The 22770-nt window shown below is 59.9% G+C and carries 19 protein-coding genes; 6 read left to right on the top strand and 13 right to left on the bottom strand.

Features of this window, described 5'->3' with window-relative positions:
* Nucleotides 1-76 precede the first annotated feature (76 nt).
* On the bottom strand, nucleotides 77-1807 hold the full coding sequence (locus AWB69_RS16625) for a PQQ-dependent sugar dehydrogenase (protein WP_082913436.1): 1731 nt from the start codon (nucleotides 1805-1807) through the stop codon (nucleotides 77-79).
* Nucleotides 1808-2214: 407 nt separating this feature from the next.
* Here AWB69_RS16625 and AWB69_RS16620 point away from each other — a divergent pair, with 407 nt between their 5' ends.
* Entirely contained in the window at nucleotides 2215-2928 is a 714-nt protein-coding gene (locus tag AWB69_RS16620; protein WP_231937133.1) for a hypothetical protein, read from the top strand.
* 132 nt (nucleotides 2929-3060) lie between these two features.
* On the opposite strand, the gene AWB69_RS16615 is transcribed toward AWB69_RS16620, so the two are convergent.
* Both AWB69_RS16615 and AWB69_RS16610 read right to left on the bottom strand, forming a co-directional pair.
* Nucleotides 3061-3564: a cupin domain-containing protein gene (locus AWB69_RS16615; protein ID WP_231937132.1), complete on the bottom strand. Its 504-nt coding sequence runs from the start codon at nucleotides 3562-3564 to the stop codon at nucleotides 3061-3063.
* Between the two features lie 241 nt (nucleotides 3565-3805).
* Entirely contained in the window at nucleotides 3806-4750 is a 945-nt protein-coding gene (locus AWB69_RS16610; RefSeq protein WP_062086568.1) for an AraC family transcriptional regulator, read from the bottom strand.
* 126 nt (nucleotides 4751-4876) lie between these two features.
* Between AWB69_RS16610 and AWB69_RS16605 the strand changes: the two genes are divergently transcribed.
* Nucleotides 4877-5764, top strand: a complete 888-nt coding sequence (locus AWB69_RS16605) for an SDR family oxidoreductase (RefSeq protein WP_062086566.1) — start codon at nucleotides 4877-4879, stop codon at nucleotides 5762-5764.
* Between the two features lie 23 nt (nucleotides 5765-5787).
* Here the strand turns inward: AWB69_RS16605 and AWB69_RS16600 are convergent, their stop codons facing one another.
* The 6 genes from AWB69_RS16600 to adh form a co-directional block, all read right to left on the bottom strand.
* Nucleotides 5788-6480 carry an NnrU family protein gene (locus AWB69_RS16600; RefSeq protein ID WP_062086564.1) on the bottom strand — a complete coding sequence of 231 codons (693 nt, stop codon included), beginning with the start codon at nucleotides 6478-6480 and terminating at the stop codon, nucleotides 5788-5790.
* A 197-nt stretch (nucleotides 6481-6677) separates the two neighbouring features.
* Nucleotides 6678-8480 carry an NAD(P)/FAD-dependent oxidoreductase gene (locus AWB69_RS16595; RefSeq protein ID WP_062086562.1) on the bottom strand — a complete coding sequence of 601 codons (1803 nt, stop codon included), beginning with the start codon at nucleotides 8478-8480 and terminating at the stop codon, nucleotides 6678-6680.
* Nucleotides 8481-8578: 98 nt separating this feature from the next.
* Nucleotides 8579-9724, bottom strand: coding sequence for a sigma-54-dependent Fis family transcriptional regulator (locus AWB69_RS16590; protein ID WP_062086560.1), 1146 nt, complete (start codon nucleotides 9722-9724; stop codon nucleotides 8579-8581).
* Between the two features lie 158 nt (nucleotides 9725-9882).
* A complete protein-coding gene (locus tag AWB69_RS16585) occupies nucleotides 9883-11778 on the bottom strand; it encodes a sigma-54-dependent Fis family transcriptional regulator (RefSeq protein ID WP_156528876.1) in 1896 nt (631 codons plus the stop codon).
* A gap of 195 nt (nucleotides 11779-11973) precedes the next feature.
* The gene (locus AWB69_RS16580; RefSeq protein WP_062086556.1) at nucleotides 11974-12366 is read right to left on the bottom strand and encodes a DUF779 domain-containing protein; all 393 of its coding nucleotides are present in this window, start codon (nucleotides 12364-12366) and stop codon (nucleotides 11974-11976) included.
* 74 nt (nucleotides 12367-12440) lie between these two features.
* The gene (gene adh / locus AWB69_RS16575; protein ID WP_062086554.1) at nucleotides 12441-13961 is read right to left on the bottom strand and encodes an aldehyde dehydrogenase; all 1521 of its coding nucleotides are present in this window, start codon (nucleotides 13959-13961) and stop codon (nucleotides 12441-12443) included.
* A 274-nt stretch (nucleotides 13962-14235) separates the two neighbouring features.
* On the opposite strand from adh, the gene AWB69_RS16570 reads away from it, so the two are divergent.
* Nucleotides 14236-14961, top strand: coding sequence for a haloacid dehalogenase type II (locus AWB69_RS16570; RefSeq protein WP_062086552.1), 726 nt, complete (start codon nucleotides 14236-14238; stop codon nucleotides 14959-14961).
* Nucleotides 14962-15016: 55 nt separating this feature from the next.
* Here the strand turns inward: AWB69_RS16570 and AWB69_RS16565 are convergent, their stop codons facing one another.
* From AWB69_RS16565 to araD, 4 genes are all read right to left on the bottom strand, one after another.
* Complete coding sequence (locus AWB69_RS16565) at nucleotides 15017-16087, bottom strand: LacI family DNA-binding transcriptional regulator (protein WP_062086606.1); 1071 nt, start codon at nucleotides 16085-16087, stop codon at nucleotides 15017-15019.
* 83 nt (nucleotides 16088-16170) lie between these two features.
* Nucleotides 16171-17505, bottom strand: a complete 1335-nt coding sequence (locus AWB69_RS16560) for an MFS transporter (RefSeq protein ID WP_062086550.1) — start codon at nucleotides 17503-17505, stop codon at nucleotides 16171-16173.
* Between the two features lie 52 nt (nucleotides 17506-17557).
* Complete coding sequence (locus tag AWB69_RS16555; RefSeq protein WP_062086548.1) at nucleotides 17558-18292, bottom strand: ribonuclease activity regulator RraA; 735 nt, start codon at nucleotides 18290-18292, stop codon at nucleotides 17558-17560.
* Nucleotides 18293-18311: 19 nt separating this feature from the next.
* Entirely contained in the window at nucleotides 18312-20105 is a 1794-nt protein-coding gene (araD, locus tag AWB69_RS16550) for an L-arabinonate dehydratase (protein WP_407923043.1), read from the bottom strand.
* Between the two features lie 256 nt (nucleotides 20106-20361).
* Here araD and AWB69_RS16545 point away from each other — a divergent pair, with 256 nt between their 5' ends.
* From AWB69_RS16545 to AWB69_RS16535, 3 genes are all read left to right on the top strand, one after another.
* Entirely contained in the window at nucleotides 20362-20613 is a 252-nt protein-coding gene (locus AWB69_RS16545; protein WP_062086546.1) for a type II toxin-antitoxin system Phd/YefM family antitoxin, read from the top strand.
* 99 nt (nucleotides 20614-20712) lie between these two features.
* Entirely contained in the window at nucleotides 20713-20931 is a 219-nt protein-coding gene (locus tag AWB69_RS16540) for a type II toxin-antitoxin system RelE family toxin (RefSeq protein WP_197500252.1), read from the top strand.
* Between the two features lie 744 nt (nucleotides 20932-21675).
* Entirely contained in the window at nucleotides 21676-22749 is a 1074-nt protein-coding gene (locus AWB69_RS16535; protein ID WP_062086544.1) for a fatty acid desaturase, read from the top strand.
* Nucleotides 22750-22770 lie beyond the last annotated feature (21 nt).

Here is a 22770-nt window from a genome sequence, read left to right as displayed (position 1 = left end):
ATCAGCTAGCGGTCGCTTGGCAAGACGAGCCGTGCGACAGCGTGACTGCGCGTAGGCCGCCGACGACCTTGATTTGTTAACGACCCGTATAGGCGACGCGCCACAATGTGTCGTTGCCGTCTTCGGTCACGAGCAGCGCTCCGTCGTGAGCAACAGCTACGCCCACGGGTCTGCCCCACACGCTATGTTCGTTCACCACGAAACCGGTGAGAAAATCCTCGTACTCGCCGGTCGGAACTCCGTGATCAAGACGCACACGCATCACCTTATAACCGGTGCGCGAACTTCGGTTCCATGAGCCGTGGGAGGCCACGAAAACATCTCCGCGATACTCGGCCGGAAACGCTGCCGCGCCCGTTGTCGCCGAATAGAAGCACATCTCTAACGGAGCCGAATGCGACTGCAGTAAAACGTCCGGGGTGATCGTCTTCCCGGCAAGATCGGGGCGCTCGCCGGCGTGGCGAGGATCTTCGTGGTCACCCATGTAGTACCAGGGCCAACCATAGAATCCGCCCGCTTTCACGCGGGTGACGTAGTCCGGCACCAGATCATCGCCCAGGCCATCGCGCTCGTTCGTTGAAGTCCACAACTCGCCCGTGTTCGGATCCACTGCGATTCCTGCGCCATTGCGAATACCCGTCGCAAAGGTGTGGAGAGGTTCATGGCCTTCGGGGTCAGTCACGAGAATGGTGGCGCGATTCGTTTCAGCATCCCATCCCGCACCCTGTCCGTGTTCGGCGTCCCAACGGGCGATGTCTGCGGGACTCTTTTTGCTCATGCCTTCGGCGACGTTCGACCCGGAACCAACGGAAATGAACATGCGTTTGCCGTCCAGCGAAAAGGCCACATCGCGCGTGCTATGGCCGCCCCTGCTGTCCGTCAGATGTGGCACGACGACCTGCGCCGTGCCACTCGCCTTAAGGTCTCCACTCTTATACGGGAAACGGACAATCGAGTTGTTGTTCGCCACGTAGATCCATTGCGGATGGTTTCCCGATGGATAAAAGGCGATGCCGAAGGGCCGGTCCAGGCCATCGGCAAATATCTGATTGTCGGATGGCGTCTCCGCTCCGTCAGCGGCACGCAATACCCTGATGCGATTCGAGGCCGTCTCCGCAACAAAGATATCTCCGTTGGGCGCGACGCGCACTATGCGCGGATTCGACAGACCCTTCGCAAACAGCCGGACCTTGAACCCCGGCGGAACAGACAACGAGACATTGGCGGGCTGCTTCACCACTTCCGGACCGTTTCCTGACGAAGTGGTGCTATAGGGTGCGGGCAAATCCGCCAGCGTGATGTGATGCTTGACACCCGGGGCGGCATGACGCCAATCGCCGGGGTCGGTTTCAGGCGAAGGAGCGGACGTTAGGTTGGCGGTTGTGGATGCCTGAGCCGGAAGCGTCAGGGTGGAGAGGTAAGCAATCACGTTGCGGCGATCGCTGGGATCGTCGACGGAAACGGGCATGGTGGTGCCCGGCGCAATCGCCATTGGACTCGCGAGGAAGCGCTCCAGGGTCGTTGAATCCCAGGTCACGCCTAACCCGCTCAAGCCGCGGGTAAAGTTGAAGTTCGGGAGAGAACCGGCGCGCCGGCCAAAAACACCCACGAGACTGGGGCCTTGACGCGTGATCGCTGCATTTCCAGGCCCCAGGCTGTCAGCGTGGCACATGGCGCAATTTTGCTGAAAGAAGACTCGTCCCTGCCCGGCGTTACCCGCCGGCGGGACCTGGGATGCAGCCTCTCCGCCGGCGCCAAGACCGGCAAGAACGATGCTCAGGACCAGCCCGCGCTGGAATGACCGCATGGATAGCATCGCTTACCCCGCTGTGTTCGACCAACGATACGGTATTGATAACGGCACGACCCGCCCTGACCTTTAGTGGATTTAGTTATCGATACAATTCTACGGTGGAAAACACGCCGGGGTAAAAGTCGCCGTCAATGGAGTGCATAGGGCGAATTAATACGAAAGGATCTACAGCTAAGCCACCGCTTGACAACACCCATTATGTAGCAAGAATTTCAGGGCGTAGCCGACGAGATGCTGACGCGCCGTTGATACAAGCGGCACAATAAACTGGACGATAGGTATCGAAGGGATAGAGCAAGGCTCGCCAAGCACTACCGATTGTCAACGCCCCAGAAAATCACCCGCTGCTTGCGCGGGCAGCCCTATTACAATGGATGAGTTACCTTCCTCAACGGCATCGAATGCGGGACATCCTCACTTCCTATTTCTGGAGCGGCGACGCCATCCGCAGTCGCGGCGTGAGTGACATCGTGCTGACCGGCACGGTCGACGTGCCTGTGCCCTCTGCACGTCTGCTTGCGGATTGGGAAAGGGAGATAGCGACGCGCCTGGTCCTGGAACCCGGAGACGTCGAGGAACTGCCTTTGGCACGAGCACGAGCGCGCTGGCCGGACTATAAGCGCTGCGTACAAGCGGCGTCCGACTGGACACGCGCGCTTGGACTGCCCGAGGTGCTTGCCTCCAGCGACGTAGCGCTCATGGCCTGCCGCGGCGCGAAGTACCACCATGACGGTGCGCAATATGGCGGTTCGGCCTTTTGCAATCTCTTCATGAGCGAAGACAAGGGTCTGGACTTGCATTTCCCCTCAACAGGTCATCGAATCCCTTTGACCCGGGGTACGGCTGTGATATTCGATACCGGCCGACCTCATGGCGTCATTCAACGCCACAGCAGCGGTTTTAGTGCGGCCGACTTCGCGCCGGACCAGGATTGGACCCAAATATTCCTGACGTGGGAACTCCCCATTGAAGACGCCCATGTTGGCCACGCACTTGGGATTACCTTGGACACCTCCCCTTCAACCGCGCTGCAACTGGATGAAGAGCAAGTCCGGCTGAACGGCGCACGGGTCATTGTGTGCCCGGATTCTGGCCGGTGGGTTCAGGCCGACTAATTGTCTGTTCGGATTCCTCTATAAATATTCATTATGGTGCGAACTTGACCAGAACTGGTCGTTCGAACCGGACATCGTGGCTACTCTGCCGCGAAAAACGCGTGTCAACTCTCCAGTACCGCGCCCCGCGTCTCAGGGCACCATTTGCATGTCGCCCGGAGCTTGCGGCGGCAATTTGATCGAGAGGACCTTGAACTCCCCACTTGTCGGCTGGGCTCCGGCATGGGCCGTCCCCTTCGGGATAATGATCAGGTCCCCGGGGTGAATCTGGCGCTGCTCGTTTCCAAGCCAGAAAGTGCCGTTTCCCGAAATCACATACTGGATTTCGTCGGAGCCCATGTGAGTATGCCTGGGCACGTTGCCTGTCTGCACCGCAATGGTTCCGTTCGGTGTCACTACCACGCCCTTTGAACGCAAGGTTCCCATGTTCGGAATCTGTGCGCCGAGATCAGCATCAGTCAACGCCGTCAGATCTATGATTTGCGCCGTGACCTTGTTATCCGGCGCCTGAGCTCGGGCCGGCGTGCTCAGGTGAGACACAAACAAGCCCGCAGCAAAGGCAACGGGAATAGCCGCAAGATAGATATGGCGATGCATGGTCCGTTCCATTTTGGTTGAGCGGCGATTGATGCGCACGGCAACAGCACCATGGGGTGGTAAGTTACTGATCGATTGTCACACCACGAACGGGGGGTTAGTAACCGGGACAACACCTGAGTACGCAGCGGTGAACAAGACTTCCAAAGGCGATCGCCTCCCGGCAGGTCGAGTCCGTGGATGGATTCCCGCGCGTCCTTTCGAACCTGGTTTAGCCAGGTGAGGTGACTGTCATCAGATCAAGTCAAAACCGGGTCTCTTGCAGCAACCATTGCTCAAATCAAAGTCCAACCCCGACCAGTGGCGGCGACGTAGCAGGCGTGGTCTGCCGGCTATGCTGCCTCGGCGAACAGCCTATGACGCGTTTGAAAGCCTTGCCGAACGCGCTTTCGGACTCGTAGCCCAGTGACGCGGCAATACGAGGAATCGAGTCGCCTGAATTCTTCAACCGATCGCATGCCAACAGCATTCGCCAGCGTGTCAGGTATTCCATGGGTGAAGTTCCAACCGTCTCCTTGAAGCGCAGCGCAAAATTCGAGCGCGAAATGCCTATACGCGCGGCCAGCGTCTGTAACGTCCACGGATGTCCCGGGTCGTCGTGCATGCAGGTGAGTGCTGCGCTCATCTGTTTATCCGCCAAAGCGAAGAGCCAGCCAACGCCTGCACTCCCACTGTCGGCCAGGTGCAGCCGCAGTGCTTGAACCAGCATCATGTAGGCGAGTTGCTGTGCGATCAAAGATCCTCCCGGTTGCCGGTCGCGTACCTCTTCGGTCATGCGCTCCAGCGACCAGCGCATCGCCGCCTTATCCAGGTCCTTGCGGATATGCACGATAGGCGGCAGCGAGCCCAACAGCATGTCGGCGTGGCCACCGGTGAGTAGAAAGTGGCCGCCGACGAGATAACAACCCTCTCCTTCGCTGCCGGAGATATCGGTACTCAATCCCCCCGCTACGCGCAGCAGTTGGTAGTCAACCGGTTTTACCGAGAGGTCAGTGGCAAGGCGGAAAGGTGGCCCCGGCGGCAACACGTAGCACTCGCCAGCCGTGAGAAGCACAGGATCGGTAACGCCATCCACCGATAGCCAGCATTGACCGGAGACCACGGCATAGCATTTGATGCCGTCATGTTTTGGCCATTGAATCGCCCTGTTGCGGCTCATTGCAACACCGCCCGATACAAGGCTCCGAGGTTTCAGCAAAGACAACAGGTCTGAGAGTGGGTCCATACGATTTCCGGACGATTGATCCAAAAATACGGACTATACGACATTGATCGTATCACGGGCAGAACCTACAGTAGACATCGTTGGACTGCGACTGCAGCCCTCAACCCACGTAAAGGCGAATTCATCATGCGTATTTTTGTTACCGGCGCCACCGGTTTTCTGGGTACGGCCATTGTTCGCGAACTCATCAACGCCGGCCATCGGGTGCTTGGACTGACGCGCTCGGAGGAGGGTGCCCGGTCGCTCGCCTCCGTTGGAGCCGAAGTGCACCGTGGCGATATTGAGGATCTCGACAGCCTGCGCCGCGGCGCAGAGCTGGCGGACGGGGTCATCCACACGGCTTTCAATCACGACTTTTCGAAGTTCCTGGCGAACTGTGAGGCAGACCGGCAAGCCGTTGAAGCAATGGGTTCCACGCTGCACGGCTCGGACCGCCCTTTTGTCATTACCTCCGTTGCCATGCTGGGTGCCTCCGCGCACGGCAAGCCCGCTATTGAAGACAACTTTAATCCCGATCAGCCGAACCCCCGCAAGGAGTCGGAGGTAGCCGCTGTTGCGCTAGCACAGCGTGGCGTCAACGTGTCGGTGGTGCGCCTTCCGCAAGTCCACAATCCCGTTAAGCAGGGGCTCATCAGCCCAATGATTGAACTGGCTCGAGAGAAGGGCGTTTCTGCCTATGTCGACGACGGACTCAACCGCTGGGCTGCAGTGCACCTCAGCGACGCAGCCCGCCTCTACATTCTGGCGTTGCAAAAAGGCGTGGCAGGCAGCCGATACCATGCGGTCGCCGAAGAAGGCATACCGCTGCGGACGATCGCTGAAGTCATTGGCCGTGGCCTGAACGTACCGGTCAAGAGCATTGCCGCGGCAGATGCATCCGCGCATTTCGATTGGCTCGGTCCATTCGTCGGCCGGGACATGCCAGCATCCAGCGCGCTCACGCAGGAACGACTGGCATGGCGGCCAACGGGTCCGGGACTGATCGCCGATCTCGAAGAGATGCGCTACGTATAGACATAACGTCGCTGCAAATGCGGCTACAGCCAGCGCCAGATGCCTGCGGCCCAACCCGCAAGTGGGAGATGAGCCCAGGTCGATACGAGCCAGACGAGGAGGCCGCCCAAGATCGCGTGCGGGCCGAACCCGCCCAGCCGCGCACGGCCGGCGGCGATCGCCGCAAATGGCACGTAGCTCGTCTTCGACTCCCATACGGGCCAGAGATCGGGTTGCAGCCGCTCCTTCTTCCGGTCCAGCAATGCGGAGCCAACGAGCGCGAGAATGACGATAGCCGTTGCGACGATGATGCTCTTGGTCACCGGGAACACTGCGATGTGGCACAGCCCCCAAAGGGCGAACGACCAATTCATCGGGTGGCGTGTCACCGCGAACACGCCGCGCGCCGTTTCCGGGAATGCGGCGGGCCGGCCGCCAGTGGGAAGCGCCGGGTTGCGGATCAGAGAACCCATCAAGAGGATTGACGCGATAAGCATGACTACGGTCACAATCGCCCAGAGAACATTTCCTGCCGGCCATAGCGGCGCAGTCAGGGGCGCACGGCGGTACGCCAGGATCATCCAGCCGAACGTCAGGATTGCGACCACCGAATAGGCGCCCTGGAACCCGGTTTCGCCAATTGCGTCGACCAAACGCTTGCGCAGCGGATGCGACAAGAGAAAATGCCCGCCTACGAAGGCGACCGCGGCCGCCACAACTGCGCTGGTGCTTCCCATTGGCTCGGCTCCTCAAGTTGCTCAAGTTGTATTGTCAGTTGATCGTATTGCCCTTGTTCCCTATCCAATAACGAAGATTACTACTTCGTGCAACGTAAAAGCCAACTTGACCGTCCCACCGCTAGCGGCCTCCCACTCCTGGCGCGTGTCCGGCAGCAATCGATAAACAATCGACCACCGCCGGCCACAGCCCGGCATCACGACAAATGATGCACCTCCTGCAACCCGAACACCGGCGTTGGAATCCCCTCCATCCGCGCCTTCAGTTGCAGCGATAAATACTGCGAGTAATGCCGCGACTGGTGCAAATTCCCGCCATGGAACCACAATGCCTGCTGCTGCGTAGGTTTCCACATGTTGCGCTGCTCGCCTTCCCACGGCCCCGGGTCCTTGGTCGTATTCGATCCCAATCCCCACACCTTGCCCACCTTGTCCGCCACCTCGCGCGAGATGAGATCCGCAGCCCAGCCGTTCATCGATCCATAACCGGTCGCGTACACAACCAGATCCGCTTCAAGTTCGCTGCCGTCGCTGAGCACGACCGAATGCTCCTTCAACTCCGCGACATCGACTCCGCTCTTCAGCTTGATCTTGCCGTCTGCAACCAGGTCCGCCGCACCCACATCGATGTAATAACCCGACCCGCGCCGCAGATATTTCATGAAGAGTCCCGAGTCGTCATCGCCGAAATCGAGCATGAAACCGCGCTTCTCCAGCCGGTCATAAAACTCGGCATCACGCTCCTTGATCGCTTTATAAACGGGGATCTGGAACTCGTGCAGGATCTTGTACGGAATGGATGCGAACGTCAGGTCGGCCTTCATGGTTGTCATGCCCGCCGCCACCGCGCGCTCGGAGTAAAGATCGCCCAGCGCCAGATCCATAAGCGAATCAGACTTCACTATATGCGTGGATGAACGCTGCACCATGGTCACGTCCACACCCGCTTCCCACAGCGCGCCGCATATATCGTGTGCGGAATTGTTGGCGCCGATCACAACCACTTTCTTGCCCTTGTAAGCGTCCGGTCCGGGATGTTTCGACGAATGATGCTGCTCGCCCTTGAACACATCCATGCCCTTGAACTTCGGCAGATTCGGCTTACCCGACATGCCGGTTGCCAGCACGAGTTGCTTCGGTCGAAGCGTCAGCATTTCTCCACCACGCTCGACCTCCACGATCCACTCGCCCGCAGTTTCATCGTATTGGGCGGACTTGCACGTGGTCGACCCCCAGTAGTTCAGCTCCATCACTTTCGTGTACATCTCGAGCCAGTCGCCAATCTTGTCCTTCGGCGAAAACACCGGCCAGTTGTCCGGGAACGGCAGGTACGGCATGTGGTCATACCAGACCGGATCATGCAGGCACAGCGTTTTATAACGAGCACGCCAGGCATCTCCGGGCCGCTCGTTCTTATCGACAATGATTGCCGGCACGCCCAGTTGCCGCAGCCGCGCACCTAACGCAATGCCGCCCTGCCCGCCGCCCACGACCAGGCAATACGGCTGCTTGTCATAACCCAGCGTCTCCAGTTCAGTCTGGCGATTCTCCTTCCAGCTGGTGCGGTTGGTACGCGCGCCGTGCTCGGCGCCCATCGGCCGCTTGAAGCCCTTCGGTTCTTCGTGGCCCTTCAGTTCGGTCATGGTCGTGAGCAGCGTCCAGATCTTCCCGTCCTTCACGCGGATAAAACCGGTGCCGCGCGCAACGCCGGTCTCGAACGTGATCCACGCTTGCGTCACACCATCCCCTTCGGTCGCCGTTTCGTTATCGGCAATCTTCAGCTTCGACGGCTTGACCGTGGCCAACTGAGAATCCAGCATCGCGGCAATCTGCTCGCGGCCTTCCATGGTCTTGATGTTCCAGGTGAACGCGACAAGGTCGCGCCAATAGCCATCGGGCTGGAATAGCGCGACGGCCGCCGCGGTGTCGCCGCTCTTGAGCGCGGCTTCGAATGCCTCCAGGATGTTGGAGATGGTTTGGTTCGGGTTCTTCTCAGACATGGTCGCTCCTCCATGAAATACGGATCACTAACTATCGACTGGTATCGATTAAAAAAGGCGGGTTCTTTGCCCGCTAAAATAAAAACACCTGTTTGCTGCTAGCGCCTGTGGGGCGCCACTATTCCAAACTTTGCCATGCGCCGGTACAAGGTCGCACGCGATATGCCCAGCGCCTGCGCCGCTATGACGGGCCGCCATTTCGCATCGGTCATGGCGGCAACAATGCGAGCGCGTTCCAGCGTTTCGCCTTCCGACAACTCGGGTTGGGTCGCTGGTTTAATGGCTTCGCGCGGTGTCGGCGCCGGGCTTCGGGAAACGCGCATGACAGGTTGCCTGACACGCGCATGCAGCGGCGAGCCCGAGCCGATCAATCTGAACGATATGAGATCGCGGCCGGGGCGTGCGTCGAGCAGGCGTTCTGCGCGGATATCGAAGAGTTCGGAGACATGGCGCGGCAACTGATCCAGTCCCGGCACACATTCCTTCGCCCGCCGGTTCGCTGCAATCGCGTAACCGCGAGCGTCGAACGCGATAAGTATTTCCGGCTGCGCCTCAACATAGTGCCGGCTACGGTGCGCGAGCAAGACCCAGCAATGCGTGGTCGCGTTGAGAAAGAAGCCGTCCTCAATCAGCAACGCGCTTTGCCGAACAATATGGTTGACCAGTCGCTGGCTTTCGCGCTCTTCGGGCGAACGCACCGCGGATGCATCCAGCACGCCGATCAACTCGCCTTGCACACCGAAAATAGGCGATGCGCTACACGTCAGCGTAGTGAATGCCGCACGAAAGTGGTCGGTCTTGTGAACGGTGATTGCCTCGGCGTCGAGCAGCACTGACGCCACGCCGCATGTCCCCTCTTCGCGCTCGGACCAGCACGAACCGGGATACAAACCCGCGCGCTTGAATTCGTGGCGGCGATCACGATCCACCCGGTAGTCAATAGTGACGCCCGCGGCATCGGTCAGCATCACGCAGTAGTCGGCTTCGCGTACGGTTTCATGCAGTCGCGAAAGACATTGACCGGACGCACGCAGCACGGTTTCCTCGCGCTGCTGGACATCGCGCAATTCGGGAACGGTCAGGATGCGTGGACCCATGGTCGCGCCCGGGTCGAGATGATATTGCTCCAGCGACCGCCTGTACGAAGACGCGAGCCGCGACGCATCGGCACCGGGGCTGCTCATGCGGCCTTCTATCACGTTGCGCACGCGATCGATGTGTCTGGTCTGCGAAACATACGGCATGAAGAGCCTCCGGCGGATTCGGTGCGCTTGCGCCATTCATGACACGCTGCCACCCGAAAACTAAACGCATGGTGACGTTTTAGCACGCGTATTCCGGGAGATCACACTGCATTGCACCATCGATGTTGCTGAGACGTTCGTCTCACCCGACGGCGACGTTACCGGCGCCGCGTTTCGTCGAGCGCCGCCATCTTCCGATAGAGCGTGTTACGCGATACGCCAAGCATTCGCGCCGCCGCCGAGACGTTGCCCGCGTGTGTCTCAAGCGCTGCCGCGACAGCCGACAACGCGAGATCGTCCAGGCGCACGCTGTCCTTCGTCGGCGTCGCCGATATCCCGGCATCACGCTCGTCATCGAAGAAATCTTGCGGCAGATGGTCCAGGCCGATACACGTTTCATCGTCGTCGAGCATCGCGCATGCGGTCCTCAGCACGTTCGCGAGTTGGCGGAAGTTTCCGGGCCACGAATGCCGCATGAACGCCGCCAGCACCTCGGGTGAAACCCTGATAGTCGTACCGGTCGCACGCTCGCCGCGCAGAATTTTTTCGACGGTCATGGCCAGATCGGTGCGCTGGCGCAGCGGCGGCAGCGTCACGAGCAAGCCGTTGATCCGGTAATAGAGATCCTCGCGAAACTCTCCCGCAGTGACGCGTTCGCGCAGGTTGCGATTGCTCGCGCAGATCAGCGCGAAATCCACGGGCACGGCCCGCGTACTGCCAAGCGGTGTCACCGTGCGCTCTTGCAGCACGCGAAGCAAACGGCTTTGCAATGAGAACGGCATATCGCCGATTTCATCGAGGAACAAGGTTCCGCCATCAGCTTGCAGAATCTTGCCGCAAGCACCGCGCTTCGATGCTCCCGTGAAGGCCCCTTCCTCGTAACCGAACAACTCCGCTTCAATCAACGTGTCAGGTATCGACGCGCAATTCACGGCAACGAAAGGCCCTCCACTGCGCGGTGAATCACGATGCACTGCGCTCGCCAGGACATCTTTGCCGGTGCCCGTCTCGCCGCCGATAAGAATCGGAATGTTTTTACCGATCACCTTGCGCACCCGTTCAACAAGTGCTGCGACCTGCGCGTCGCCGGTCATCAGGTAACGCAGGCCGGAGAGCTTCGGCTGCGGTTCCGGCATGCGTTTGCTCGGGACGACGTCGGTGACATCGTGCGTATCTGCCGAGAGTGCGACGGCCGCCGAGCGCCTCAGGTCCACGCTCGCAAATACGTTGACGCCGCTATGCAGCCGCAGCGAAATCGTGCGTTCGACGGGCGCACCCGCGCTGCTGCGAATCCGGTCGATCAGTTCACCCGACGAGACGTTGAACAACGACGACAAGCTATGCGCGCGCAACGAAGCCAGCGGCAAGCCGAATTGAAATTGTGCACTGCGATTCGCCGATAAAAACCGGCCATCGGCCCTGAACGCGGCAAGGCCTTCCATCAACGTGCCGATGAATTCGGGGCGCCCGTGAAAATGGATTCGCAATGCTTCGGGAAAAGCGCTCGTGAACAAATGGTTCTCGATCATCTGCGCGGACATCTTAGCGAGCGCCATCGTGTGGCGGCTATGACCGCGGCAATCGCCGGTTACATCGAGAACACCCAGCAGTTCGCCGAAGGGATCGAGAATCGGCACGCTGGAACACGCGAGAAACCGGTTCGCGCGCAGGTAATGCTGATCGCCGAAAACCATGGTGGCGTCGCCCGCGGCAATGGCCGTGCCTATGGCGTTGGTGCCCTGCTGCTGTTCGCTCCATAGCGCGCCGGGACGCAGTGCGACACGGTCGGCGCGGGCGAGGAAATCGTCGTCGCCGAGCGAATGCAGGATCAGCCCTTGGGAGTCGGTCAGTACGACCATGCTGTGCGTATTGGCGATCTGCCCGTAGAGCGTTTCTATGACGGGCAGCGCATGCGTGCAGAGCGCGCGGTTCTGCTCGCGCTTGAGTATGAGATCGGTTTCGCCGAGCACGCCGTAATCGGGACGCATGGTGTCCGTCAGGCCGAAGCTGCGGGAACGTTCGTGCGATTGCCTGATGATATCCAGCCCTTCCATACGGCCGGCGGGGTCGCCAACCAGCAGCGCGGATAGACCTGATCCGCTTGAACGGTCGATAGAAACCGGGTTCATAACCATTGTCTCCTCCGCCAGCATTCGCGGAGGGAGCGTCTCACAAGCTCCGCCCGTCGCGTGGTCGATCGCGACAATGTACCACTGCTACCGTGCTTGACTCCGTGTTTAACCCTACGTTTAACCAGTGACGCGCTCCACCGGATGACGTTCGAGCCAGGCAGATTCGGTGTCGTCGAAAAGACGTGATCGCGTCAGAAAACGCAACCCGCTGGGGCGTTCCAGCGAAAACATGCCGCCATTGCCCGGCACGCAGTCGATGATCAACTGCGTGTGCTGCCAGTACCCGAATTGCGATTCGCTCATGTAGAACGGCACGCCGGCTATCTCGCCAAGCTTCACATCCGACGAACCGACCATGAAGTCGGAGACCGGGAAACACATGGGTGCGCTGCCGTCGCAACAACCGCCGGACTGGTGGAACAACACCTGCCCGTGTTCGGCCTTCAGCGTCTCGATCAACTCGATCGCCGCCGGCGTGGCGACCACGCGCGAAACTTCTTCTTCGGTCATAAGGGTTTCCACTGAACGGGCAATAGGGCGAGCCGCAAAAGCGGCCCGCCATTCAGATCAAACAACCGCTTCGATCAGAAGAAACCGAGCGGCTTCTGGCTATAACTCACCAGCAGGTTTTTCGTCTGCTGATAGTGGTCGAGCATCATCTTGTGATTCTCCCGGCCAATGCCCGATTGCTTGTAACCGCCAAACGCCGCATGCGCCGGATATGCGTGATAGCAATTGGTCCACACGCGCCCAGCCTGGATGTCGCGGCCGAAACGGTAGGCTCTCGTACCATCGCGCGTCCACACGCCCGCACCGAGGCCATAGAGCGTGTCATTGGCGATTTCCAGAGCCTGCGCTTCGTCCTTGAACGTTGTCACCGACACCACCGGCCCGAAGATTTCCTCCTGGAAGATGCGCATCTTGTTGTGACCGCGGAAGACGGTCGGCTTAACGTAATAGCCGTTTTTCAACTCGCCGTCGAGCGCATTGCGTTCGCCGCCAATCAGGCATTCAGCGCCCTCCTGCTTGCCGAGATCGATATACGACAGGATCTTTTCAAGCTGCTCCTGCGAGGCTTGCGCGCCGATCATTGTCTTCGAATCGAGCGGATGTCCCTGGCTGATCGCCGCCACGCGCTTGAGCGCGCGTTCCATGAAGCGGTCATAGATGCTTTCTTCAATCAACACGCGCGACGGGCACGTGCAGACCTCGCCCTGGTTCAACGCGAACATGGCGAAGCCTTCCAGCGCCTTGTCGAAGTAGCTGTCGTCGGCGTTCATGACATCGGCGAAGAAAATGTTCGGGCTCTTGCCACCGAGTTCAAGCGTCACCGGAATCAGGTTCTGGCTGGCGTATTGCATGATCAGGCGGCCAGTCGTGGTCTCGCCGGTGAACGCAATCTTCGCAATCCGCTTGTTCGATGCCAGCGGTTTACCCGCCTCCAGCCCAAAGCCATTGACCACGTTCAGTACGCCGGCCGGCAATAGATCTTCGATCAACTCGATCAGCACCAGCAGCGAAGCGGGCGTCTGCTCAGCGGGCTTGAGCACGACGCAATTGCCGGCGGCCAGCGCAGGCGCCAGTTTCCACACCGCCATCAGGATCGGGAAGTTCCACGGAATGATCTGTCCCACCACGCCTAGCGGCTCATGGAAGTGGTACGCAACCGTGTCTTCATCGATCTGCGAAATCGAGCCTTCCTGAGCCCGCACACAACCGGCGAAATAGCGGAAATGATCGATCGCCAGCGGGATATCCGCGGCCATGGTTTCGCGCAGCGGCTTGCCATTGTCGATGGTTTCCGCCACAGCGATGCGCGTCAGGTTCGCTTCCATCCGGTCGGCGATCTTGTTCAGGATGTTCGCTCGCTCGGCGGGCGAGGTCTTGCCCCAGGCGGTCTTGGCTTTATGCGCGGCATCGAGTGCTAGTTCAATATCAGCTTCGCGCGAGCGCGGGATGGACGTGAACGGTTCGCCCGTGATCGGCGAAATATTATCGAAATACTCACCACCTACCGGCTTGACCCATTGACCACCGATGAAGTTGCCATACTGCTTTTTATACGGGAAATCGGTGTTCAAAAATTGCATCTCGGCGTGATTCATGTGCGTGCTCCTCGCATGTCGGTGAGAATGACCGTCGCGGCGATGATTGCCTTGACCGGTAGGAACATGCTTGCCAGATGCGTGCCAATGGGCGTCTTGTACATAAGCAGAGGCTGAGCGGGTTTTTCGCTTGGCGCAGAGGGTGATCAATCGTTCCGTTTCGGAACACCCGCGTCGAAAAACGTGTTGAAACGGAACAGTGACGCGCCGCGAATTTCTTGTGCAATATGTTGGTTCTAACCCTTGGCGTGGGAGCAAACGAGAGAGGGAAGCGATGGCATTGAGCGGCTTGGTAAAAGCATTCGTATTCGATGTATTCGGCACGGTTGTGGATTGGCGCAGCGGCGTCGCGCGTGACGCTGCACCGTTTCTCGCGCGGCATGGGATCAGCGGCGTCGAGCCTCTGGAATTCGCCGATGCGTGGCGTCGCCGGTATGGCCCCGCCATGGAAGAAGTGCGCAGCGGCAGGAGAACGTTTGTCCGGCTCGACGTGTTGCATCGGGAGAACCTGCTGGCCGTGCTGGCGGACTACGGAATCGATCCCTCCCGCATTCCGGCCGAGGAACTGGATGAACTGAACCGGGCATGGCATCGGCTGGATCCATGGCCCGATTCGCTCAGCGGCCTCACGCGGCTCAAAGCCAGGCACATCATTGCGCCGCTTTCGAATGGCAACATTATCCTGATGCTGGACATGGCGAAACGCGCCGGTATTCCGTGGGACGCAATTCTGGGTGCGGAAGTCGTACAGGCGTACAAGCCGATGCCCGAAGCGTATTTGCGAACCGCCGATGTCCTGGGCCTTCAGCCGGAACAAATGTGCCTGGTCGCTGCGCACAACAGCGATCTCGCGGCAGCAAGGCAATGCGGGTACAAGACGGCGTTTGTCGCGCGCCCGACGGAACATGGGCCAGGGCAGACCACGGACCTGACAGCCGAAGCGGACTGGGACGTGGTCACGCGTGACTTCAATGATCTCGCGGATAAGGTGGGGGCTTAGGGCGGCTTAGGGCGGCTTAGGGCGGCTTATCGTGGCTTAGGGCGGCTAACCCAACTCAAACCGTCTGCCGCTCGACAATTTGAAAGCCGATATCAATCACATTCGCTTCCTTCACGCCTTTCAGGCGCTCTAACAAACAGCGCGCCGCGTTTATGCCAATACGCTTGCCGTCCACGCGTACGGTCGTCAATTGCGGGCTGGTTTCCGAAGCGAACTCCAGATCGCCAAAGCCGCAGATGGCCAGTTGAGAAGGTACGTCGATACCCCGGCGTTTGGCCTCTCCAAGCACGCCGATAGCAAGCAGGTCCGAGCCGCAGAAAACCGCATCGAGTGATGACGTCTGCTCCAGCAGCTTGGGCAACGCTGCCTTGCCGATGGCCACCGAACTCGGCGGCGCGACAATCACCTCCGCTATATCGTGAATTCCGGCGCGCACCAGGCGCTCACGAAAACCGGTGATACGTGCAATCGCGCGATCGTCGTTGGCCGATACCAGGCCGGGATGCGAAACGCCTCGCGCAAGGAACCGCTCCGCAACCGCAACGCCTACCTGATAGTGCGAGAAACCGACGAGCATATCGATCGGCGTCTCAGTCATGTCCCACGTTTCCACAATCGGAATACCGACATTGCGCAGCCTCTCGCGCAACGAATCCGTATGCGCGACGCCCGTCAGCAACACCCCTTCCGGGCGCCGGCTCAACACGGCGTCGAGCAGCGTTTCCTCGTTTGAATCGCTGTAGCTGCTCAACGCGAGCAGTACCTGATAACCGGCCTTCGACATGGTCTCGCTGAACACCTGAACGGTCTCGGAGAACAACGAGTGCGAGATGGTCGGGACAATCGCCGCGATCAGCCGCGACTTCGACGACGACAAGCCGCCCGCCAACCGGTTAGGCACGTATCCAAGCTTCTGCACGACCTGACGAACGCGTTCGAGCGTTTCCGGCGCAACCGATTCCGGGTTGTTGAAAACCCGTGAAACCGTGATAGGCGAGACACCCGCGACAGCCGCGACATCGGTAATGCGCAACCCTTTCGGACCGCCGCGCGAGCGCTTGGGCGGAGCGCTCGGAGCTTCGTCCGGGGTGTCGATAGGAAAGTCTGTCGGCTTGTCGTTCGGCATGGTTTGCTTGAGTGAGGAAGGCTCGGCGTGGCTATTGCGGGTATTGTAGTCAACGCAGGCCGAGCCTTGTCGCAGGAACAATTCTAGGTCGCTTCCACCCTCCTCCGATTGCCCGCCTCCTGCGTACCGTCATGACGGTTACGCCGAATCAAGATCAGCGTGACAACACCGAACGTAAAGAGGCATGCCGCAGGAATCAGCATGGGCGCCTTCGTGCTGCCGCTCACCTGCCGGACCCACGGCACGAGGTTCTGCGCAATAAAACCGCCCACGTTACCCAGCGAATTGATCGCCGCAATTCCCGCCGCGGCGCGCGCGCCGGTCAGGAACTTCGGCGGCAGCGTCCAGAAACACGGCAGCAGCAAATACATACAAGGCGCTCCAAGACTCAACGCAATGAAACGCAGCGTGTTGGTCGGCAGGAACACGCTGCCGAGAAAGAACATCACGCCGAGCGCCGACGCACAGAGCATCGCGGTCATCGTCCGGTCGGCTGCGCGCAACTTCGAAGGCAACCACACCAGCACGATAGTCGCGAGCAGCCACGGCACGATGTTGATCAGACCGTTGACGGTATTGCTGACACCGAAGCCCTTGACCAGCGTCGGCAGCCAGTAGCTCACGCCATACACAGACATGGACAGCATCATGTAGTACAACGCCATACCAATCACGCGCGGTTCCGTCAACACGCTCAGGAAGTTTGTCTTGCCCGCTTCGGTTTGCGCCGCGAGGGTGCGTTCGTTGTCGAGCGTATCGGCCAGCCATTTCTTTTCGGCATCCGACATGAATTTCGCCTTGAGCGGAGACTCGGGCAAATACAGCAGCACGACGGCGGTCAGGAGAATGGACGGTATGCCCGTGACGATGAACACGAGCTGCCAGCCTTGCAGGCCAAGAAGCCCGCCCTTGTCCAGCAGCCAGCCGCAAATAGGCGCGCCCACCATGTTGCCCAGGCTGCTGCCCACCGTGAAATACCCCAGCATCCGCACCCGGTGCCGCGACGGAAACCACAACGTCAGGTAATAGATCACGCCGGGATAAAGCCCGGCTTCGGAAGCGCCGAGCAGGAAGCGCAGCACGTAGAACGTTGTGGCGTTTTTCGTGAACGCGAGCAGCACGGTAACAATGCCCCACGTCAGCATGATCCGTGCGATCCAGCGCGGTGCGCCGTACTTGTGCAGCAGCACGTTGCTCGGCACTTCGAAGATCAGGTAGCCGATGAAAAACAACGACGCGCCCAGTCCATACGCCACTTCGCTCAAGCCGAGACTGCCCAGCATCTGCAACTTGGCGAAGCTGATATTGGAACGATCGATATACGCAATCAGGTACAGCAGGCCAAGCAGCGGCATCAGCCTGAATGCCAGCCGGTTGATCAACGGAATTTCATCTATCGCATGCGGAACAGTATTCACTGCGTCTCCTGCGCCCGCTGCGTGTCAGCGAGCCGTTATAGGTCGAACATCGTTATTGTTTTTGCGCGCGCCATTGCGCGTAGGCTGCGAGCGTTTCTTCATTCGGTGGATAGGTGCCGCGCAACGGCCTGCCTTCATCAATACGCTGTGAGATGAAGATTTCCAGCTGCTCCTGCTCGGCCGCATCGCGCGCCACATCTTCCGCCATTTCGTGCGGCACGATTACGACGCCATCCACATCGGCGACGACAATATCGCCCGGATACACTGCCACGCCGCCGCACGCTATCGGCACGTTCATATCCACCGCGTGATGTTTGGCGAGGTTCAGCGGCGCGCTCGCGCCCGCGCACCACAGCGGCAGGCCGAGGTCGGAGATCGTGCCGCTGTCGCGGACGGCGCCGTCCGAGACCATGCCCGCCACGCCGCGCTTCGCCAGCCGGAGCGCGAGAATCGATCCCACCGACGCCACCGAGCGGTCGCCGCGACAGTCCTGAACCAGCACGCTGCCCGGCGGCGCGCTCTCCACGGCCTTGCGCTGCGGATGGTCAGGGTCCTGGAACACACCGACGTGATCGAGGTCTTCACGCGCCGGAATATTGCGCAGCGTGAATGCCGGTCCAACCAGGTTCGGTGCACCCGGCGCGGGTTTGACAAGCGGGGCGACGCCTTGCAGAAACACGTTGCGCAAGCCGCGCTTGAACAACTGCGTGGTGAGTGTAGCCGTGCTGACGTGGCGCAACAGTTCGAGCGCGGCGCTGCTGACAGGGGTATCGGATGAGGTCATGGAAAGGTTCTGGATAAGGTTAGTGAATCTCGGGTTCGTCGCGATGCGCGCTCGTTGCCGCTGCCATGGTCTCAGACGACGCGGTCACCGGCTCCTCCAGGAAATCGAAGTCGCAGCCCTTGTTTGCCTGCGTGACGTGAAGCTGATGCATCACCCCAAAGCCGCGTTCGAACGGACGTTTCGGCACCTTCCACGCTTGCTTCCGGGCGGCGAGTTCCTCGTCGCTGACATCGAGATGAAGACGTCGGCCGGGCACATCGAGTTCGATCATGTCGCCGTCTTTCACCAGCGCAAGCGGGCCGCCGACAAACGATTCCGGCGCCACATGCAGCACGCACGCGCCGTAGCTCGTGCCGCTCATGCGGGCGTCGGAGATCCGCACCATGTCTCTTACCCCTTGCTTCAGCAGCTTCTGCGGGATCGGCAACTGGCCCCACTCCGGCATGCCGGGCGCGCCCACCGGACCCGCGTGTTGCAGCACGATCACGGACTGCTCGGTGATGTCGAGTTCTTCGCTGTCGATGCGCGCCGCCATATCGGCGTAATCCTTGAATACGACGGCCGGTCCGCGCGCCTTCAGCAAGTGCTGCTCCATCGCGGCCGGCTTGATGACGGCGCCATCCGGCGCGAGGTTGCCGGTCAGCACAGCGAGGCCGTCGCGTTCCACCACCGGGTTGGCGCGTTTGCGAATCACGTCTTCGTCGAAGATCTCCGCGCCCGCGATGTTTTCACCGAGCGTCGCTCCGCTCACCGTCATCTGCGTGCCGTCAATGAGGCTACCCAGTTCAACGAGCAACGCGCGCAAACCGCCTGCGTAGAAGAAGTCTTCCATCAGGTATTTGCCGGCCGGGCGCAGGTTCGCGAGTACCGGCGTGATGCGCGCGAGTTCATCGAAGCGCGCGGTTGTCAGGTCGATACCCGCCCGGCGCGCGACCGCCACCAGATGCACGATCGCATTCGTCGAACCCGACATGGAAAGCACGGTGGTGACGGCGTTATCGAATGATTTCGCGGTCAGGATGTCCGATGGTTTCTGGTCGGTCCAGACCATTTCAACGATCCGCTGGCCGGTCAACGATGCGAACTGCGCGTGGCGAGAATCGACTGCGGGTATCGACGAAAATCCAGGCAGCGTCAGGCCAAGCGATTCCGTGGCGGTGGTCATGGTCGAGGCGGTGCCCATGGTCATGCAGTGGCCCGGCGAGCGCGCAATGCCGCTTTCGATGCCCTTCCACTCTTCTTCCGTAATCTTCCCGGCGCGCAGTTCCGCCCAGTATTTCCATGTGTCGGAACCGCTGCCGAGCGTGCGGCCGTTCCAGTTGCCGCGCAGCATGGGGCCAGCCGGCAGAAAGATTGTCGGCAGGTTCATGCTGATCGCGCCCATCAGCAGGCCGGGCGTGGTCTTGTCGCAGCCGCCCATCAGCACGCAGCCGTCGAACTGGTACGACTTCAGCAATTCCTCAGTCTCCATCGCGAGGAAGTTTCGATACAGCATGGTCGTCGGTTTCTGGAACGGCTCGGCCAGCGTCATCACGGGCATCTCGACCGGGAAACCGCCGGCCTGCCAGACGCCGCGCTTGACCTCCTCCACGCGTTGCTTGAAGTGTGTATGGCACGAGTTGAGCTCGCTCCACGTATTGACGACGGCAATGACCGGCTTGCCCATGTAATCGGATGGGTGATAGCCCATCTGCGCCGTGCGCGAACGGTGCCCGAACGAGCGCAGGTCGTTCACGCCATACCAGCGGTAGCTGCGCAGTTGTTCAGGGGTCTTGCGGGGGGGCTTGGGGCTTGATGGCAAATTCGAAGACAAACTTGTTCTCCTTGGTAGCGTTACCAATTGCTCTTGAATTGACGAATGGTAGCGATATCATTTCGGAACGTCCGTAGGGGATTTCACGAATAGGGAGAGGGTTGTTTGCGAATTAAATCTGGCCCGGAGAGGGACCGGGGTCGAAACGGAGGCAAAGAAAAATGGCGCGGCGCAAACAACCCTCTGATCTCACGAGGGCTTTCTGACCAAAGACGGTGTAAAACAGGTCTAAATTATTGACCTATCTGGTGTCGCCATGGAAAACATTCATAGCCTGCTGTCCGTCAGCATCTCGCAATTTGAGCAAAACCCCGGAAAGGTAGTCGAGGAAGCACATGGCCAGCCTGTGGCCGTGCTCAATCACAACCGGCCGGCTTTCTACACTGTCTCGCCTGAGCTCATGGCCCAGATGGCCGAGCTCTACGATGAGCGGCAACTGGCAATGCTAATGCAGTCCCGCCTCAAGTCGGTGAGCCGGGCAGTCAAGGTCAACCTCGACGACATCTGATAGCGCACGAAATCCGATTCGTGCCGAAGGCGCTCGTTTGACTGGGCGGACCTTGATGGCTCGCCAAAGGCGTTGTTCAAGAGCGAGTTGAAAAAGCGTTTGTTGACGCCTAGGGTCCCGGGCGCAGAACTCCGATCGCCGCTCGTCGATTGCCACAAAATCAAGCTGCGGGGTGTCGGATACCGGCTGCTCTACCTGGTCCGCGATAGCGAAAATCCACCGGATATTGTCGTGCTGGCGGTTGGGCGTCGCGACGGAGGCAACTACGAGGCCGCAGCGGCTGCGTGGGAGGAAGGGCAGGGCCTTCAAGGAGACTGACGCGCAGGACATAGCAACACGAATGCTTGGGACGTTACTACCCTGCAGCGGAGTATCAGCCGTCTAATGGCGGTCGCACGACACTTGTCATGAGACGCAATCTCGCTTGCCGTGCTGTAACTTTGCGTTCCTGCCAATCTCGACGCCATGGTCGACAGGTTCCAGGAACTACCTGCATAGGCCCACGACTGAAGTGTGCCGCCCTGCCGCCGTCACTTCGTGGGCGTGGCCCCGCTCTGGCCAGTATCCAGTCCAGTTCTACGTCAATTGGCCGGGAGCTATGCCGGCGGGCACGCAGCGAAGGCGCATCCCGCGACGCTTGTGTGATCGCGGTCACCGGCAGGACAGATCTGCGAATGCGCACTGCGCCCGGTCCGCGCAGCAGCGCTTCAACCACCCCTTCAGGCGTCACCACACTGACTTCCATGCTGTTCACAGCAGTCTCCTTGACGATCAACGCAGCACTCCGGCTGCTAGTTCAAAGAAGCATGGAAGACCGCCTTCATCAATGCAAAAGAAATTTCACACGCAAATTTTGTGGAATCTAATTTCTATTTCGATCAGCCATAGCTGACGCGGCGTGCAGCCGTGTTTGATGGAAATCCATCATTTTTCTGAGTGAGCGGCAAGCGCAGGTCATCTATCGTTCTCTCAACAAGAAGGCCGTCCAGCAGTTGGCAGTGACGGGAAGCGCTCAAACATCGCTTGAAGATCGCCTGAACATAATCAAGCAGGAGACAACCTATGTCCTCGACTCCCGACGTCAGTGGCGGCGACGCGGCCAAACCCGGCCTGACCGACCCGACGCTCGACGAACGTATCGGCCAGCAGTGGTATCAGCCGCGCATTCCGCGCGCCGTTCTGAAAGAGCTGATGAAGCGCAGAGATGCCGAAGGCCTCCGCAACTTCGTACCGTGGCTGTTGCTTCTGCTCGCGTCCGGTCTGGTGGCGGCGTTCTGCTGGGGCACGTGGTGGGCGGTGCCGGCCTTCCTGGTCTACGGCACGATCTATTCGTCCAGCGACGCGCGTTGGCACGAGCTCGCCCACGGCACGCCGTTCAAGACCCGCTGGCTCAACGACGCCTTCTATCACCTGTCTTCGTTCATGACGATCCGCGAAGGGTACTGGTGGCGCTGGAGTCATGCGAGGCATCACACGCACACGTATTTTCAGGAGCGTGATCCGGAAATTCAGGTCGCGCGGCCGACGAAGGTCTGGCCGATCATCGTCGATTTCTTCGGACTGCTGGGTAGTTCGCTTGAGATCCGCAAGATCGTCCGGCATGCATTCGGCCGGGTGGATGCCGCTACCGATGCATTCCTCCCGGCAACCGAAAAGCCGAAGATGATCTGGTCATGCCGCATCTATCTGCTGGTGATCCTGGGCACGATCGGACTTGCTATTGCGCTCCGTAGTTTCCTGCCGCTGATGTTCGTATGGACGCCCCGTTTTTACGGCGGCTGGCTGCATCAGTTGCTCGGCCTGACGCAACATGCTGGCCTCGCGGTCAACGTGAAAGACCATCGGCTGAACACACGCACGGTCTACATCAATCCGGTCTTCCGCTTTCTGTACCTGAACATGAACTACCACCTCGAACACCATCTTCTGCCGATGGTGCCGTTTCACGCGCTGCCGCGTTTGCACGAAGTCATCAAGGATCAGTTGCCGCCGGCTTATCCGAGCCTTTACGCGGTGTATCGCGAGATGGTGCCCGCGTTATGGAAACAGCGTTCCGACCCGGGTTATGTGATTGAACGCAAGGTGCCGGTTGAAAACACTCCGCACGGCTCATTTGCGACCCAGTCGGGCATCTGAACCCGAACCACTCCAACAATC

Origin of the sequence: Caballeronia udeis, assembly GCF_001544555.2 — a bacterium.
Lineage (GTDB): Bacteria > Pseudomonadota > Gammaproteobacteria > Burkholderiales > Burkholderiaceae > Caballeronia > Caballeronia udeis.
Note: the sequence above shows the minus strand (reverse complement) of the source record. Positions and strands in the feature narration are given on the sequence as shown.

Excerpts from the sequence above, each read along its gene's own strand:
- AWB69_RS16605 (WP_062086566.1), top strand. The coding sequence starts at position 4,877 with ATGCGTATTTTTGTTACCGGCGCCACCGGTTTTCTGGGTACGGCCATT.
- adh (WP_062086554.1), bottom strand. The coding sequence starts at position 13,961 with ATGAATCACGCCGAGATGCAATTTTTGAACACCGATTTCCCGTATAAA.
- AWB69_RS16545 (WP_062086546.1), top strand. The coding sequence starts at position 20,362 with ATGGAAAACATTCATAGCCTGCTGTCCGTCAGCATCTCGCAATTTGAG.
- AWB69_RS16585 (WP_156528876.1), bottom strand. The coding sequence starts at position 11,778 with ATGGAAGGGCTGGATATCATCAGGCAATCGCACGAACGTTCCCGCAGC.
- AWB69_RS16570 (WP_062086552.1), top strand. The coding sequence starts at position 14,236 with ATGGCATTGAGCGGCTTGGTAAAAGCATTCGTATTCGATGTATTCGGC.
- AWB69_RS16555 (WP_062086548.1), bottom strand. The coding sequence starts at position 18,292 with ATGACCTCATCCGATACCCCTGTCAGCAGCGCCGCGCTCGAACTGTTG.
- AWB69_RS16600 (WP_062086564.1), bottom strand. The coding sequence starts at position 6,480 with ATGGGAAGCACCAGCGCAGTTGTGGCGGCCGCGGTCGCCTTCGTAGGC.
- AWB69_RS16610 (WP_062086568.1), bottom strand. The coding sequence starts at position 4,750 with ATGGACCCACTCTCAGACCTGTTGTCTTTGCTGAAACCTCGGAGCCTT.
- AWB69_RS16580 (WP_062086556.1), bottom strand. The coding sequence starts at position 12,366 with ATGACCGAAGAAGAAGTTTCGCGCGTGGTCGCCACGCCGGCGGCGATC.
- AWB69_RS16625 (WP_082913436.1), bottom strand. The coding sequence starts at position 1,807 with ATGCGGTCATTCCAGCGCGGGCTGGTCCTGAGCATCGTTCTTGCCGGT.
- AWB69_RS16595 (WP_062086562.1), bottom strand. The coding sequence starts at position 8,480 with ATGTCTGAGAAGAACCCGAACCAAACCATCTCCAACATCCTGGAGGCA.
- AWB69_RS16590 (WP_062086560.1), bottom strand. The coding sequence starts at position 9,724 with ATGCCGTATGTTTCGCAGACCAGACACATCGATCGCGTGCGCAACGTG.
- AWB69_RS16620 (WP_231937133.1), top strand. The coding sequence starts at position 2,215 with ATGCGGGACATCCTCACTTCCTATTTCTGGAGCGGCGACGCCATCCGC.
- AWB69_RS16535 (WP_062086544.1), top strand. The coding sequence starts at position 21,676 with ATGTCCTCGACTCCCGACGTCAGTGGCGGCGACGCGGCCAAACCCGGC.
- AWB69_RS16565 (WP_062086606.1), bottom strand. The coding sequence starts at position 16,087 with ATGCCGAACGACAAGCCGACAGACTTTCCTATCGACACCCCGGACGAA.